14 protein-coding genes are annotated in these 15,251 nt (G+C 73.7%); 3 read left to right on the plus strand and 11 right to left on the minus strand.

Annotation, left to right across the window (positions count from 1 at the left end):
* Window positions 1-240: C39 family peptidase (locus ACH4T9_RS10205; RefSeq protein ID WP_396686826.1), on the plus strand; the 240-nt coding region annotated here is incomplete at its 5' end.
* A 91-nt stretch (window positions 241-331) separates the two neighbouring features.
* On the opposite strand, the gene ACH4T9_RS10210 is transcribed toward ACH4T9_RS10205, so the two are convergent.
* Together ACH4T9_RS10210 and ACH4T9_RS10215 are read right to left on the minus strand one after the other, a co-directional pair.
* Complete coding sequence (locus tag ACH4T9_RS10210; RefSeq protein WP_396670777.1) at window positions 332-997, minus strand: DedA family protein; 666 nt, start codon at window positions 995-997, stop codon at window positions 332-334.
* Between the two features lie 102 nt (window positions 998-1,099).
* Window positions 1,100-1,456 carry a VOC family protein gene (locus tag ACH4T9_RS10215; RefSeq protein WP_396670778.1) on the minus strand — a complete coding sequence of 119 codons (357 nt, stop codon included), beginning with the start codon at window positions 1,454-1,456 and terminating at the stop codon, window positions 1,100-1,102.
* A 159-nt stretch (window positions 1,457-1,615) separates the two neighbouring features.
* On the opposite strand from ACH4T9_RS10215, the gene ACH4T9_RS10220 reads away from it, so the two are divergent.
* On the plus strand, window positions 1,616-4,468 hold the full coding sequence (locus ACH4T9_RS10220) for an aconitate hydratase (RefSeq protein ID WP_396670779.1): 2,853 nt from the start codon (window positions 1,616-1,618) through the stop codon (window positions 4,466-4,468).
* A gap of 99 nt (window positions 4,469-4,567) precedes the next feature.
* On the opposite strand, the gene ACH4T9_RS10225 is transcribed toward ACH4T9_RS10220, so the two are convergent.
* The 8 genes from ACH4T9_RS10225 to ACH4T9_RS10260 all read right to left on the minus strand — a co-directional run bounded on the left by ACH4T9_RS10225 (window position 4,568) and on the right by ACH4T9_RS10260 (window position 13,842).
* The gene (locus ACH4T9_RS10225) at window positions 4,568-5,176 is read right to left on the minus strand and encodes a GTP-binding protein (protein ID WP_396670780.1); all 609 of its coding nucleotides are present in this window, start codon (window positions 5,174-5,176) and stop codon (window positions 4,568-4,570) included.
* A complete protein-coding gene (locus tag ACH4T9_RS10230) occupies window positions 5,157-5,543 on the minus strand; it encodes a DUF742 domain-containing protein (RefSeq protein ID WP_161689993.1) in 387 nt (128 codons plus the stop codon). Before ACH4T9_RS10230 ends, ACH4T9_RS10225 begins: the two co-directional genes overlap by 20 nt.
* 5 nt (window positions 5,544-5,548) lie before the next feature.
* A complete protein-coding gene (locus ACH4T9_RS10235; protein ID WP_350888154.1) occupies window positions 5,549-5,971 on the minus strand; it encodes a roadblock/LC7 domain-containing protein in 423 nt (140 codons plus the stop codon).
* 87 nt (window positions 5,972-6,058) lie between these two features.
* Window positions 6,059-8,635: a nitrate- and nitrite sensing domain-containing protein gene (locus tag ACH4T9_RS10240; RefSeq protein WP_396670781.1), complete on the minus strand. Its 2,577-nt coding sequence runs from the start codon at window positions 8,633-8,635 to the stop codon at window positions 6,059-6,061.
* A gap of 98 nt (window positions 8,636-8,733) precedes the next feature.
* Complete coding sequence (locus ACH4T9_RS10245) at window positions 8,734-10,467, minus strand: prenyltransferase/squalene oxidase repeat-containing protein (protein ID WP_396670782.1); 1,734 nt, start codon at window positions 10,465-10,467, stop codon at window positions 8,734-8,736.
* Complete coding sequence (locus ACH4T9_RS10250; protein ID WP_396670783.1) at window positions 10,464-11,378, minus strand: terpene synthase; 915 nt, start codon at window positions 11,376-11,378, stop codon at window positions 10,464-10,466. The genes ACH4T9_RS10245 and ACH4T9_RS10250 overlap by 4 nt, the downstream gene beginning before the upstream one ends.
* Complete coding sequence (locus ACH4T9_RS10255) at window positions 11,375-12,700, minus strand: cytochrome P450 (RefSeq protein WP_396670784.1); 1,326 nt, start codon at window positions 12,698-12,700, stop codon at window positions 11,375-11,377. The genes ACH4T9_RS10250 and ACH4T9_RS10255 overlap by 4 nt, the downstream gene beginning before the upstream one ends.
* 224 nt (window positions 12,701-12,924) lie before the next feature.
* Complete coding sequence (locus ACH4T9_RS10260; protein WP_396670785.1) at window positions 12,925-13,842, minus strand: GNAT family N-acetyltransferase; 918 nt, start codon at window positions 13,840-13,842, stop codon at window positions 12,925-12,927.
* A gap of 104 nt (window positions 13,843-13,946) precedes the next feature.
* Here ACH4T9_RS10260 and ACH4T9_RS10265 point away from each other — a divergent pair, with 104 nt between their 5' ends.
* Complete coding sequence (locus ACH4T9_RS10265) at window positions 13,947-14,192, plus strand: DUF2630 family protein (RefSeq protein WP_350888148.1); 246 nt, start codon at window positions 13,947-13,949, stop codon at window positions 14,190-14,192.
* Between the two features lie 52 nt (window positions 14,193-14,244).
* Here ACH4T9_RS10265 and ACH4T9_RS10270 read toward each other — a convergent pair whose 3' ends face one another.
* Window positions 14,245-15,198, minus strand: a complete 954-nt coding sequence (locus tag ACH4T9_RS10270) for a serine protein kinase RIO (protein WP_396670786.1) — start codon at window positions 15,196-15,198, stop codon at window positions 14,245-14,247.
* Between the last annotated feature and the right edge of the window lie 53 nt (window positions 15,199-15,251).

Below are 15,251 nucleotides of genomic sequence, written 5' to 3' on the forward strand. Positions count from 1 at the left end.
GTCGTCCGCACCGTCGACGACGGCCGGGCCGTGGTCGCCAACATCGCCGGCACCACCACCGACACCGACGGCACGGTGCACTCCTTCGAGGGCGGCCACTACATCAGCGTCGTCGGCTACCGCGACAACGGGCATGTCGTGAAGATCGCCGACTCCGCCAACCCCGCCCAGGCCAGCTACGACATCACCGACGACAACCTCGCCGACTGGATCGCCACCCGCGGCTACGCCACCTCCTGACCCACCCACAAACGACGAGGGCCGGCCCCCACCCGGGGAACCGGCCCTTTCGTCGTACGAGGGAAACGTGTCTGGCACCCGCCCAGGAGGGTCAGCGGTCGATGCCCGCGCGGATCGGCTCGGCGGCGGCGTCCGCATCGGCCGGCTCCACCGGCTCCAGCCGCCGGGCCCGCCGCCGCAGCCACCAGGTGCTGCCCAGGCCGGCGAGCACCGCGAGGACCAGCCCGGCCCAGGAGATGTCCTTGAGCCAGTGCTCGGCGGCCCGGCCGACGCTGTACAGCAGGTAGGTGGTGCCGAAGGCCCAGACCAGGCCGCCGGCCGCGTTGGCCAGCAGGAACCGGCGGTACGGCACGTGCAGCGCACCGGCCAGGGGGCCGGCGAGGATCCGCAGCAGCGCCACGAACCGGCCGAAGAAGACCGCCCACACCCCGTGCCGGGCGAAGCTCTGCTCGGCGCGGGCGAGGTGTGCGGGGCCGAGGTGTTTGGGGAAGCGTCGGCCCAGCCGGGCCAGCAGCGGACGGCCGCCCCGACGGCCCACCGCGTACCCGATCGAGTCGCCCGCGATGGCGCCGAAGGCCGCGGCGATGGCCACCCACTCCGGCTCGACCACGCCGGTGGCCGCGAGCAGGGCGGAGCTGACCAGGACGATCTCGCCGGGCAGCGGGACGCCCATGCTCTCCACGCCGATCACCCCGGCGACGATCAGGTAGACCGCGACCGGGGGCAGCGCGGACAGCCAGTGCGACACATCGATCACGGCCCCCCCCTCTCAGGTCCGGGCCTCGAACCCTACCCGCGCCGCCGGGGCACCGCGGCCCCTCGCCGCCGGCACCACCCGCTCGGGCGGCCCGGTGGCTGGTCAGAGCGGTGTGACGAACTCCAGGCGGTTGCCGTGGGCGTCCTCGGTGTGGAAGCGCCGCATCCCGGGCAGCTCGTCCTCGCCGCCCCAGTCGACCGGGTGGCCGGCGGCGGCCAGCCGGGCGGCGAGATCGTCGAGGTCGGGGCGGAGCAGGGCGACGTGGGCCTTGCGGGCGGGGCGGAAGTCATCGGAGACGCCGAGGTGCAGCTCGGCGCCGTACCCGGTGAACCAGCAACCACCGCGGCGGGCGAGGGCCGGGGGTTTGGGCTTCTCGGCCATGCCGAGCAGCCCGCCGTAGAACGCCCGGGAAGCGGCCTCGGAGCCGGGTGGGCAGGCGAGCAGAACGTGATGGATCATGGTGGCACCTCCTCGTCCCGGAGCCTGGCACGAGGTTGCGCGGATAGCAAGACGGACGTACGGTTTTGTAGGAAGCGGGAATCACGGTAAGTGTCACCTAACCGGGGCGTCGTCCCGGACGGTGCGAAAGACTGCTCAGGACTACTCACGGTCGCTGGTGTGAAGGAGTACGACGTGGCGAGCCTCGACACCTTCGGTGCGAAGACCCAGCTACGCGTCGGAGACGCGAGCTACGAGATTTTCAAGATCAGTAAGGTGGAGGGGCAGGAGCGGCTGCCATACAGCCTGAAGGTCCTGCTGGAGAACCTGCTGCGGACCGAGGACGGCGCGAACATCACCGCCGACCACATCCGCCAGCTCGGCGGCTGGGACGCGACGGCCGACCCGAGCGTGGAGATCCAGTTCACCCCGGCGCGGGTGCTCATGCAGGACTTCACCGGCGTGCCCTGCGTGGTCGACCTGGCCACCATGCGCGAGGCGGTCCGCGACCTCGGCGGCGACGCCACCAAGGTCAACCCGCTCGCCCCGGCCGAGCTGGTCATCGACCACTCGGTCATCGCCGACCTGTTCGGCCGCGCGGACGCCTTCGAGCGCAACGTCGAGCTGGAGTACGAGCGCAACAAGGAGCGCTACCAGTTCCTGCGCTGGGGCCAGAGCGCGTTCAACGAGTTCAAGGTCGTCCCGCCGGGCACCGGCATCGTGCACCAGGTCAACATCGAGTACCTGGCCCGTACGATCATGGAGCGCAACGGCCAGGCGTACCCGGACACCGTGGTCGGCACCGACTCGCACACCACGATGGTCAACGGCCTGGGCGTGCTCGGCTGGGGCGTCGGCGGCATCGAGGCCGAGGCCGCGATGCTCGGCCAGCCGGTCAGCATGCTGATCCCCCGGGTCGTCGGCTTCAAGCTGCACGGCGAGATGCCGGCCGGCACCACCGCCACCGACCTGGTGCTCACCATCACCGAGATGCTGCGCAAGCACGGCGTGGTCGGCAAGTTCGTCGAGTTCTACGGCCCCGGCGTCAGCGCGGTGCCGCTGGCCAACCGGGCCACCATCGGCAACATGTCCCCGGAGTACGGCTCCACCGTGGCGATCTTCCCGATCGACGCCGAGACGATCCGCTACCTGGAGCTGACCGGCCGGGACCCGCAGCAGGTCGCGCTCGTCGAGGCGTACGCCAAGGAGCAGGGCCTCTGGCACGACCCGGCCGCCGAGCCGGAGTACTCCGAGCGGCTGGAACTCGACCTGGGCACCATCGAGCCGTCCCTGGCCGGCCCGAAGCGCCCACAGGACCGGGTGCCGCTGGGCAGCGCCAAGACCCTGTTCCGCTCCGCGCTGACCGACTACGTGGCCGACGACTCCGCCGGTGAGCGGGACCTCAAGCCGGGCGTCGCCCGCGAGCAGCTCCCCCGGGGCGCCAACGGCCCGGCCGACGAGGCCAGCGCCGAGTCGTTCCCGGCCAGCGACCCGCCGGCCAACGAGTTCAGCGACCCGGCCGACGAGCCGCGCGACCTGGAGACCGCCGCCATGGGCTCGGGCGGCCGGGCCAGCAACCCGGTCCGGGTCACCAGCCCCGACGGCGTCTCCTACGATCTGGACCACGGCGCCGTGGTGATCGCCGCGATCACCTCCTGCACCAACACCTCGAACCCGCAGGTGATGATCGGCGCGGCGCTGCTGGCCCGCAACGCCGTCGACAAGGGCCTGTCCCGCAAGCCGTGGGTGAAGACCACGCTGGCGCCGGGCTCCAAGGTCGTCATGGACTACTACGACCGCGCCGGCCTCACGCCGTACCTGGAGAAGCTCGGCTTCAACCTGGTCGGCTACGGCTGCACCACCTGTATCGGCAACTCCGGCCCGCTGCCGGAGGAGGTCTCCGCCGCCGTCAACGAGGCCGACCTCGCCGTCGTCTCGGTGCTGTCGGGCAACCGGAACTTCGAGGGCCGGATCAACCCGGACGTCAAGATGAACTACCTGGCGTCCCCGCCGCTGGTGGTCGCGTACGCGCTCGCCGGCACCATGGACATCGACCTGGCCAACGAGCCGATCGGCGAGGACAGCCAGGGCGACCCGGTCTTCCTGCGCGACATCTGGCCGAACAGCGCCGAGATCCAGGACGTCATCGCCCAGGCGATCGGCGCGACCGGGTTCAGCGCGGCGTACGCGGACGTGTTCGCCGGTGACGAGCGCTGGCAGTCGCTGCCGACCCCGACCGGCGACACCTTCGCCTGGGAGAGCGAGAGCACCTACGTCCGCAAGCCCCCGTACTTCGAGGGCATGGAGCGGAAGCCGAAGGCGGTCGTTGACATCACCGACGCCCGGGTGCTGGCCAAGCTGGGCGACTCGGTGACCACCGACCACATCTCCCCGGCCGGCTCGATCAAGGCCGACTCCCCCGCCGGGACGTACCTCGCCGAGCACGGCGTGCCGCGTCACGAGTTCAACTCGTACGGCTCGCGCCGGGGCAACCACGAGGTGATGATCCGGGGCACGTTCGCCAACATCCGGCTGCGCAACCAGCTCGTCCCGGGTGTGGAGGGCGGCTTCACGGTCAACCACCTGACCGGCGAGCAGACCTCGATCTACGACGCCTCCACCGCCTACCAGGAGGCGGGCGTGCCGCTGGTCATCCTGGCCGGCAAGGAGTACGGCTCCGGCTCGTCGCGGGACTGGGCGGCCAAGGGAACCATGCTGCTCGGCGTCCGGGCGGTCATCGCCGAGTCGTACGAGCGGATCCACCGCTCGAACCTGATCGGCATGGGCGTCCTGCCGTTGCAGTTCCCGGTCGACTGCACCGCCGAATCGCTCGGCCTCACCGGTGCCGAGACCTTCTCGATCACCGGCGTGACCGCGCTGAACGACGGCGAGACCCCGCGCACCGTGAAGGTCACCACCGACACCGGCGTCGAGTTCGACGCCGTGCTCCGGATCGACACTCCCGGTGAGGCGGACTACTACCGCCACGGCGGCATCCTGCAGTACGTCCTGCGCCGCATGATCGCCAGCTGACCCGTACCCCGCTCGACGAGGGGCCCCTGCCGCGGCGGCAGGGGCCCCTCGTCGGGAACCGGAGCGGCTGCCCGGCGACACGCGCCGGCCGGAGCCGGGCTACTCGGTCGACGCGGCGCGGCGGGCGTCGCGGGTCTTCATGGCGTGCTCCATCAGCGTGATGAGCACCTCCTTGCTCGACTCCCGCTGCCGGGCGTCACAGAGCAGCACCGGCACCCCCGGGTCGAGGTTGAGCGCGGCCTGCACCTCGTCCAGCCGGTACTGGCGGGCCCCCTCGAAGCAGTTGACCGCCACCACGAACGGGGTGCCGCGCCCCTCGAAGTAGTCGATCGAGGGGAAGCAGTCGGCCAGCCGGCGGGTGTCGGCGAGCACCACCGCGCCGAGCGCGCCGAGCGCCAACTCGTCCCAGACGAACCAGAAGCGGTCCTGCCCGGGCGTACCGAACAGGTAGAGGACCAGATCGTCGCTGATGGTGATCCGGCCGAAGTCCATCGCCACCGTGGTGGTGGTCTTGCCCTCCACCCCCGACAGGTCGTCGATCCCGACCCCGGTCTCGGTCAGCACCTCTTCGGTGCGCAGCGGCCGGGTCTCGCTCACCGCGCCGACCATGGTGGTCTTGCCGACGCCGAAACCGCCCGCGATCAGGATCTTGATCGCGGTGGGCAGCGGCACGGCTCCCGCCGGCCGCTCAGAGTGCCCGTAGTCCATTGATAACCGCCTCGAAAATGCTGTCGTCGGGAAGGCCCGCGGTGACCCGGGGCTCGCGCACCTCGACCAGGTCACGGGCCACCAGGTCGCCGAGCAGGACCCGGATGGTGCCCACCGGCAGGTCCAGGTGGGCGGCGACCTCGGCGACGGACTGGATCCGCTGGCAGAGCGCGACGATGGCCAGGTGCTCGGGGCCCAGCCCGACCTCCGGTGACGCTTCCACGCGGGTGGCCGTCACCAGGGAGATCAGGTCGAACGTGCCGGTGACCGGCCGGGCCCGGCCACGCGTCACCGCGTACGGGCGGACGACCGGGCCTGCGTGGTCGTCGACCCACTGTTCCTCCGTGGACTCCCCTGGGGCCGTCATCGCGGCTACTTCTCGCCAACCGGCGGCTCGGGGAGCCGGGTCGGGGAGGCCACGTACTTGCCCACCCGGGTGACCAGCATGGCCATCTCGTACGCGATGAGACCGACGTCGGCGTCCTCGGAGGCCAGCACCGCGAGGCAGGCGTTGCGGCCGGCGGCTGTGACGAAGAGGAAGGACGACTGCATCTCGATGATGGTCTGCTGGACCTGCCCGCCACCGAACCGCTTCCCCGCGCCCCGGGCCAGGCTCTGGATCCCGGCCGCCATCGCCGCGAGGTGCTCGCCGTCGTCCCGGCCCAACTCCCGCGACGACGCCATCAGCAGGCCGTCTGTGGAGAGCGCGACAGCGTGTTCGGCCTGCTTCACCCTGCCGACCAGATCATCCAGCAACCACGTCAGGTCGGCACTCGATGCCGTCTTCTGCCCCACTCGTCGTCCTCTTCTTCCCGGCTGGTGTCGCCGTTGTCGTCTGGGACCTGCCGTCCCGCCAAGGGGCGGGTTTTTCCGCGCCGCCCCTCAGGTGGCCTCGCGCCCACCGGCGTCGCCGTCGGCGGGCTCCGTCCCATCGGTCCCGCCGGCACCGTCGAGCAGCCGGGCCGCGTCGGTGCGGCCACGGAGGGTGCCGGTCTGGTAGGAGCTCATCATCCGGCGGACCTGCTCCGGCGGCCGGATCGTGTCCTCGTCGTCGTCCACCTGCTGCGCGGACGAATCCTCCCGCAGCTCGGGCACGATGTTCGCCTGCCGGACCCGCACCGGCAGCCCGGAGCCGGTCCGCTGCGCCGGCGACGCCGCCGGGGTCAGCCCGGCCGACGCGTCCGGGGCGTGCGGGCTGTCCGGGGCCGACGGGCCGGCCTCCTCCGCGACCGGCCGGGGCGCGGTCATCGGGAACCCGCCCGGCACGGTCGGCGCGTCCAACGCCGACTGCCCGGCCGGGCGGCGCGGGCGTACCGGCAGCCCCGCGCTCTCCCCGGCCGGCGCGTCCAGGGTGGCCGGAGCCGTGCGCGGGCGCGCGCGGGTGGGCAGGGCCGGTCCGCCGCCGGCCCCGGCGGGCTCCGGGGCCGGCGGCGCGACCGGGGCCGTCACGGGCTCCGCCACCGCGACGGGCGCGGCCGGGCGGGTGGCCGGCCTCTCGGCCGTCGGGGCCGGCGGGGCCACCGCGACCGGGGCGGACGTCCCCGGCAGGCCGGGACGCTCCGGGGCGGCGGCATCGCCGTTCGGGTCGGCGACCATGTCCGGCGGGATCAGCACGACCGCGGTGGTGCCGCCGTACGCCGACTCCTTGAGCTGCACCCGGACGCCGTGCCGCTCGGTGAGCCTGCTGACCACGTACAGCCCGAGCCGGGCGGCGTTGGCCAGGTTGAGCTCGGACCGGTCGACGATCCGGTGGTTCGCGGCGGCGAGGTCATCGTCGCTCATCCCGAGGCCCCGGTCCTCGATCTCCAGGACGAACCCGTTGGCCACCATCTGGCCGCGCACCTCGACGGTGGTGTGCGGGGGCGAGAAGGACAGGCCGTTCTCGATCAGCTCGGCCAGCAGGTGGATGACGTCGCCGACGGCCCGGCCGGCCAGCGACACCGCCCCCAGCGGCAGCACGTTGACCCGGGTGTAGTCCTCCACCTCGGCGACCGCGCCGCGCACCACGTCGACCATCGGGACGTTGCGTCGCCAGGCCCGGCCCGGGGTGGAGCCGGAGAGCACGATCAGGTTCTCGGCGTTACGCCGCATCCGGGTGGCGAGGTGGTCGACCCGGAACAGGTCCTCCAGTTCCTCGGCGTCATGCTCGCGCCGTTCCATCGCGTCGAGCAGGGTGAGCTGGCGGTGCACCAGGGCCTGGGTGCGCCGGGCCAGGCTGAGGAAGACCTCGCGGACGTTGCGGCGCAGCTCGGCCTGCTCGACGGCGGTGCGCAGCGCGGTCTCCTGGACCGCGTTGAACGCCTTGCCCACCTGCCCGACCTCGTCGTCGCCGAACTCCAGCGGTGGCGCCTCTTTGGCGACGTCCACCTCCTCGCCGTGGCCCAGCCGTTCGACCACGCTGGGCAGTTGGTCGTTGGCGAGCGTGAAGGCCGCCTCGCGCAGCCGCTCCAGCTGCCGCAGCAGCGCCCGGGCGGTGGTGATCGACACGATGATGGACGCCACGACGGCGAGCAGGCCCAGGCCGGTGGCGAGCACCAGCCGGATGACCACCATGACGGCGACCGGGACGGCCCGTTCCACGACGTCGTCGCCGCCCTCGACCACCACCTCGCTCCACCGGGCCAGCGCCGGCGCCACGGCCTCGTCCCACTCGGGGGCCTCGAACCCCAGTCGGGGGTCGCTGCCCCGGCTCTGGAGGATGCCGTCCTCCAGGGCGCGCAGCTTCTCGAACGCCGAACCGCCGACCATGGCGTCGTAGCGCTGACGGTCGGCGGCCGGCAGCCGGCTCACCGCGAGGTCGGCGGAGAACCGCTGCGCGCCGATGATCTGGGTGACCTGGGCCCGCTCGGCGTCGGTCACCCGGCCCGCCGCGAGCACGCCGGTGAGCAGGGCGTCCTCCTGGGAGAGCAGCTCGCGGGCGCGGTTGAGCTCGATCAACGCGGTGGTGTCCTCGGCGACCTGCTCGTCGTCGAGGAGGCCGAGGGCCGTGTAGACGTCGAAGATGGACCGCACCACACTGCCGTACGCGGTGAAGGTCGACGCCCGGTCCGCGCTACGGGCGTCCACCTCGGAGCGGGCCTGCCCCAGCCGGGACAGCTGCCCGTAGGCCACGTCGAGCCGCTGTTCCAGGGTGTCGCTGGCGGCCACGGCGGTGAGCCATTCGCCGGACGACTCGCGGAACGCCGCCGCCAGTTCGTCGGTGCGCCGCCGCTCCGCGCCCAGCGTCTCCCGCCGCGCATCGTCCGGTCGTCCGAGGTACGCCAGCGATGTCCGGCGTTCCCGCTGCAACTGGAGCACCAGCGTCTCGCTCGGCTCGGACACCGACTCGTTGAGCGTCTGCACACCGAGGAGGTTGAACCCGTCCCGCACGGTCACCCACGCCGCGAAGGCCCAGAGCGCGACGAGCGACGCCAGCAGAGCGACGACTTTGGTACGGAGATTCGTACTGCGGGAACGCATCACACCGTCCTGGCCGGGTGTTCGAGGGGGATGCCGGAGCGCCCGTGGCCGGTACACCGTCGGCCACGGGCGCACGCTAGCAGCGTCCGATTGATCACTCAAGCGGCACTGATCAACGAGGGCGTCCGATTCCCGGGCCCCTCGGCGGTGCCGTCACCGGCCCCGGCGCGGACGAGATGGCGGGCGGCGACGACGGCGGCGCGGACGATCACGGCGGGCCGGTACAGGTCCTTGTCGTGCCAGAGCGCGGGCTCCCCGTCGCGTCCCTCCATGGTGGCCAGGTAGCACCGGGCCCGCCCGAGCGCCGCCCCGACGCCGGCCGGCGCGGCCGGCCCGGCGGCGTGCAGGGCGTGCACGGCGTACGCGGTCTCCTCGACCGTGCCGCCCCAGCGCCCCCAGGAGCCGTCGGCGCGCTGCCCCGCCAACACCCACCCGGTGGCCCGGCTCACCGCGCCCGCCACGGCCGCCCCCCGGCCGTAGCCGGCCAGGGCGAGCACCGCGCAGCTCGTGGCGTAGTACGGCGAGGCGTGCCAGCGGTCGGACCACCGACCGTCGGGCTGCTGCCGCTCGACGAGCCATCCGGTGAGCCGCCGCACCACCTCGGCGAGCCGGGCGTCGTCCGGTGCCCGGTGTCCCAGGTGCCAGCCGAACGCGTCGAGCACGTGGGCGTTGGTGGTGACCGAGGCCCCGTCCTCCCCCCGCCAGGTGCAGAAGTGCTCGCCGCTGTCGTACCCCCAGAGGCTGTCCGGGCCGACCGGGCGGCCGAGCCGGGCCAACGCGTACAGGGTCACAGCGGTGGTGTCGGCGTCGGCGGGCAGGCCGGGGGCGGTGGCGGTGCCGGCGGGACCGACCGTCGCCACCAGGCCGGCCAGCAGCCGGGGCGGGACCGGCAGCGCGATGCCGGCCCGGCTCATCGTGCTCAGCGCCCAGGCCCGCTCGAACACGGTGATCGGGGTGGCACAGGGCACCGGCCCGCCCTGCTGACGGGCCACGTCCTCGAGGTAGGACACCGCCGCGCGGACCCCGACCCCGGGGACGGGCACGCCGAGCCAGGCCGCGGTGGCCGCCGGCGAGGCACCGACGGTGCCCGGCCCGACGGGGGCGACATCGGCGGCGCGGTGGGCCGCCGGGCCGCCGACCTCCAGGGCGTGCAGCAGCTTCTCCGGCAGCTGCCGGCCTGCGGTGAGCAGCGCGCGGACCCGGTCGAGCCGTGCGCCGTCCAGCCCCGACGGCAGCGGCAGTGCCCGGGAGTCACGCCAGGCGGTCAGGCCGGGCAGCGGGTCGGCGCGCAGCGCGTCGAGGTGCGCGTTGAGCGAGCCGACCAGCGCCGGGACGGTCAGGTCGATGGCCGGCAGGTCGGGCAGCTCGGGGTCGGCGGGGCCGGTGAGCCGGGCGTACAGGACGCGCAGGCCGCCGTCGACGGCCCGGGTCAGCCGCTCGGCGGCGCGGGCCTCGCGCAGCCAGGCGGCGTCGCCGCGTCGTAGGGCGGTGAGCAGCGCCTCGGTGGCGCTCAGCGTCGGCACCAGGGCGTACCCCTCCGGGCCGCCCCACGCCCCGTCCGGGCGCTGGGCGTCCAGCAGGTACGCGATCCGCTCCACGTGGTGGGTCAACCACGGCGCGAGGCCGACCAGGCGGGCGGTCTCGTAGACCGACACGGAGGACTGCCCCGAGGAGGTGAGGGTCATCGCGGAGACCAGCTCGCGGGCGTCCGCCGCGGACTCCGGGTCCCGCGGGGGCGGGTGGGCGACGCCGTCGCCGGTGGCCTGCGGGGGCCGGTGGGCGGCGCTCCCGGACCCACCGTCGCGGCGGGTCCACGACCGGACGGCCGTCACCGTTCCCCCCAGAAGTCGGCCGACCGGTAGAAGCCGCTGCTGAAGCCGATCTGCCGGGACAGGTACGCCGCCTGCAACGGGCAGCCGCCGGCCAACGGGGCGAGCAGCTCGGTGCACCGCTCGACCAGCTCGACGATGCGCTGGTCCACCTCGGCGCGGTCGGCGACGAGGAGCAGGGCGTTCAGGTCCCCCCACTGGAGGTCCCGCTCGTAGGTGGCCAGGTCGTTGACCAGCCGCAGCACCCGCTGAACCTCGTCGCTGACCGTGACAAGCCGGTCGAGCCGCCGGTGCGTCTCGGCGTCCCCCGTCCAGATCCAGTGCGCGACGTTGACCACGGTGCAGGCGAGGTTGTCGGCGTTGTCGAGGTACTCGGCGAAGCCGGGCAGCGGCGCGCCGTCGCGCTCCCGGCCGGTCTTCCAGTCCCACTCGCGGGCCATCGCGGTGACCGTCCGGCGTACCGCCGCCCGCCAGGCGTCGCCCAGTTCGGCGAAGGCCGGAACTCCGGCCAGTTCGTCGCGCAGCTCGGCGAGCAGGCGGCCGAGCGGGTCGTCGGCGTCCGGGCTGGCGCCGTCGGCGACCGCCAGGGCGCCGGCCACCACCCGGTCGACGTCCGCCCGGGACTTCGCCAGGTAGTCGATCTGCCAGTCCAGGGCGAACCCCCACAGCACCGCCCGGTTGGTCAGTCGCAGCTGCTCGGCGGTGCACCAGGGCGCCCCGAAGGCGATGGCCAGGGCGATGTTGCTGAACAGTGCGCCGTCGAAGGGCGGGCCGGAGAAAAGTTCCGGGTACCGGGCGGCCTGCCGTTGCAGGTCCCGCTGTCCCTTGGCGGCGAGCGCGCAGATCCGGCCCTGCTCGGCGGCGGCGGAGAGCTGGTCGGGCAGCACCGCCGAGGGGAGGGCGGAGACGTTCATGCGACGCCCACGGGGTGGGCCGGGCGCAGTTCCAGCTCCACGCGGTCCTTGGTGCGCAGCGCGGCGGCGAGTTGCATGGTGGGCAGGCGTGGGCTGTGCACTCGCAGCCGGTAGCGGCTCAGCACGTTGGCCACGATCAGTTGGGCCTCCAGATAGAACAGGTGCATCCCCAGGCACTGGTGCGGCCCGCCGCCGAAGGGGAAGAAGGCGTACCGGTGCCGGGCCCGGACCCGGTCCGGGGCGAACCGGTCCGGGTCGAAGACCTCGGGTCGCTCCCAGTACCGCTCCAGCCGCTGGGTGATCAGCGGGCTGACCAGCAGCGTCGCCCCCTCCTCCAGCTCCACCCCGCCCAGGGAGACCGACCGGACCACCTGTCGGGGGGCCAGCCAGGCCACCGGGTAGAGCCGGATCAGCTCGTCCAGCACCATCCGGGTGTAGCGCAGCTGCGGCAGGTGCTCCGGGCCGACCCGGTCGCCACCGACCACCTGGTCGATCTCCTCCTGGAGCCGGGCGGCGACCTCGGGCGAGCGTTCCAGGTGCGGCCAGAGCCAGGTCAGCACGTTGATGGTCGTCTCGGTGGTCACCGCGACCATCGCGACGGTGTCGTTGCGGACCTGCCGTTCGTTCAGTGGCCGCCCGTCGTCCGTGGTGCCCCGCCACAGGGTGGAGATGATGTCGTCGCCGCCGTGCGCGGCGGTGGCCCGCGCCGAGCGGACGATGGGCACCAGCACCTCGTCGATGCGCCGGACGGCGTCGCGGAAGGTCCGGTCGCCCGGCATGGGCAGCGAGAGCGGGACGAACGGCACCAGCACCCGGGGGATGACCGAGGTGGCGATCGCGTCCTGGGCCTCGATGACGCGCAGCGCGTCGGGAACCGAGATGCGGTCGGCGAACAACGCCTTCATCATCGCCCGGCAGACGATCCGGGCCTGTTCGGCGCCGATGTCCACCGGGCGGCCGGCCCGGGCCGGGCCGTCCAGCTCGGCGACCGCGTCGGCGATCGTCTCGGCGATCCCGCCCATCATCGCCTCGACCCGTCTGGCCGTGAACAGGGGCTGGAGGATGCGCCGGCTGTCCGACCACGCCGGACCGTCACTGAGGATGCCATCGCCGAACAGCCGGCGCAGCGGGCCCCAGAACGGCCCGTCACCGGCGCGGCCGAAGTTGTCGGCCCGATCGCCCAGCACCTGCTGCACGTGGGCCGGGTCGGTAACCAGGTAGGGGCGGAACGAGCCGAGGTTGAGCCGGACGACCTCGCCGGCGGCACGCTCGCCGAACCCGAGCAGGGCCCGGACCGGGTCTCGTGCCAGGCCCGAAAGCACGTGCCACAGTGGAACGGATCTCGCTCGCCGGGCGCGGGTCGGGCCGGTGTGTGGGGTTGCCACGGCTGGTTGAGCTCCCCTTATCGCAATGCGTCGCGGGACGACTGTGCAAAGTCACGGTCTGCCCGAGCATGCCATTGAGCAGGGCAACTTCTCCATAGGCAAGGGGAGAAATTTTCGCGGACGAAATTTGACGAGTCCACAAAAGATCCGGCGTGGGCCTCCTACCAGCGCAGATCCCGCCGGTAGCGCCACTGGTCCGCGACCGGCCGGTAGCCGAGCCAGGCGTTGAGACCGAGCATCGCGTCGTTGCCGGCGTCGTTGACCGTCACCGCGTGGCGGAAACCGGCTGCCCTGGCCCGGGCCAGGGCGGCGTGCTTGACGAGCCGGGCCAGGCCGCGCCGCCGGTACGCCTGCCGGGTGCCGGTCATCCCGGACTGGTGCCGGTCCCGGCCGTCGGTCAGCGCCACGGTGAACGCGGCCACCTCCCCGTCCACCACGGCCACCGTGGTCAGCGTCCGGTCCAGGTCGGGGCGGTCCCAGTAGGCGGCCAGCCAGTCGGCGTACCCGATCTCGTCCATCCCGACCTCGCCCGGCTCGTCTCGCGCCGCGTCCAGGTCGGCCTCGTACAGCGGGCGCGGGTCGGGCAGGTCGGCGGCGCTGAGCACCCGGACGCCCCGCGCCGGCGCCGGCGCCGGGGGCAGCGGCGCCGCCAGATCGCGGACCAGCAGCCGGGAGCGCCGGCCCCGCCGGTAGCCGCGCCGCCCCGCGAAGGCCAGGTCCGCAGGCACGTCGGCGACCGTCGCGTACGCCGTCCGGACGCCGAGCCCGGCCAGCCGACGCTCGGCGGCGGCGAGCAGGGCCGAACCGGCCCCCCGGCCCCGCCGGTCCGGCCGCACCGCCAGGTTGACGAACCCCAGCCCTGGCTCGGCGCTCTCGTGCAGCAGCCCGGTGCGCGCCAGCCCGACCGGCACGCCGTCCCCCTCGGCCACCAGAGCGCCGAACCGCTCGGCGGCCCGGACGCCGCCGACCTGCCAGCGGATGAACGCAGGGGTGGCCACCAGATGCGGGTGGGTCGCCCGGAGCACCTCGACGACGGCGCCGGTGTCGGCATCGGTGAACGGCCGCACGGTGAGCGTCATGGTGTGGCAACGTATCGTAGCCGCCCGGCCCGCGCGACAGTTCCCGGCGGGCCGGCGCGCGGGAGAGGCGGGCACGCCCCCGGCCGCTGTGCCAGGCTCAGGGCATGGACGACAAGACCATTCTGAACCGGATCTCCGAGCTGGTCGACGAGGAGCACCGGCTCCGCTCGACGGCGCAGGCCCACGAGTCCGGCACCGAGGGCGACCGGGACCGGCTGCGCGCGCTGGAGGAGTCCCTGGACCAGTGCTGGGACCTGCTGCGCCGGCGGCGGGCCGCGCGCGAGACCCACGGCGACCCCGACGCCTCGGGGGTACGCCCCAGGCCGGAGGTGGAGCGGTACCTGCAGTAGCCGACGCCGGGGACGGACGGCGCACCGCCCGCCCCCGGAGCCGACGGCCGACTCAGCGGATGCCGGCCTCGCGCAGCAACAACCCGGTCAGGGCGGCCGGGTCGGTCCGCTCGGCCGGCAGGCCGCGCGCCGCGAACCAGGCCGCCACCACCCGGACGTCCCGGGCCAGGAACTCCGGGCCCTGCGGGTTGGCCACCACGTCGACCACCTGCGGCAGGTCGATCATGACCAGCCGCCCGTCGTGCACCAGCAGGTTGTACGGGGACAGGTCCCCGTGGGCGTGCCCGGCCCGGGCCAGCACCACCAGTGCGTCGACGAGCTGCTCCCACAGGGAGCGCAGCTCGGCCGGCTCGGGGCGACACTGCGCCAGCCGGGGTGCCGCCCGCCCCTCGGCCGGGTCCCCCACGAACTCCAGCATCAGCTCGGTGCCGATCAGCTGCACCGGGTACGGCACGGCGATCCGGCCGTGCGCCGCGCCGATCTCCCAGAGCCGGGCCAGGGCGGCGAACTCGGCGGCGGCCCACTGCCCGGCGATCATCTGCCGGCCGAACGCGGTCCGCCCGGCCATCGCCCGGTTCTCCCGGGACCGGCGCACCCGGCGGCCCTCCAGGTAGCCCGCGTCCCGGTGGAACAGCCGGTGCTGGGCGTCCCGGTAGCGCTTCACCGCCAGCAGGCAGGACCGGTCGGTCTCCGGCACGGCGCGGCGGACCAGGTGGACGTCCGCCTCCTTGCCGGTCTTGAGCACGCCCAACTCGGTGTCCCGGGCGGCCAGCTCGGTGACCAGCCAGGCCGGGTGCGGCTCGGGGCCGTGCACGGCCCGGTCCCAGCTCGACCAGGCGTCGTTCGGGGCCTGGTCGCCGGGGGCGTCGTCGTCGGAGGTGTGGTCCGGGTCGGTCAGGACCGGCTCGGCGGGCCGGCCACGCTTCAGGAACTGCGGTTCGTCGTCGTCGAAGCGGCTCTTGCCGCGGGTCCGGCGCCCGCGCGCCGGGAAGTCATCGTCACGCACTGTGCTGGTGATCCCTTGATCGAGGCTGGTGGAGGCAGGTGGAAACGCCCTGC

The organism is Micromonospora sp. NPDC020750, assembly GCF_044334565.1.
In the GTDB taxonomy this organism is placed as follows: Bacteria; Actinomycetota; Actinomycetes; order Mycobacteriales; family Micromonosporaceae; genus Micromonospora.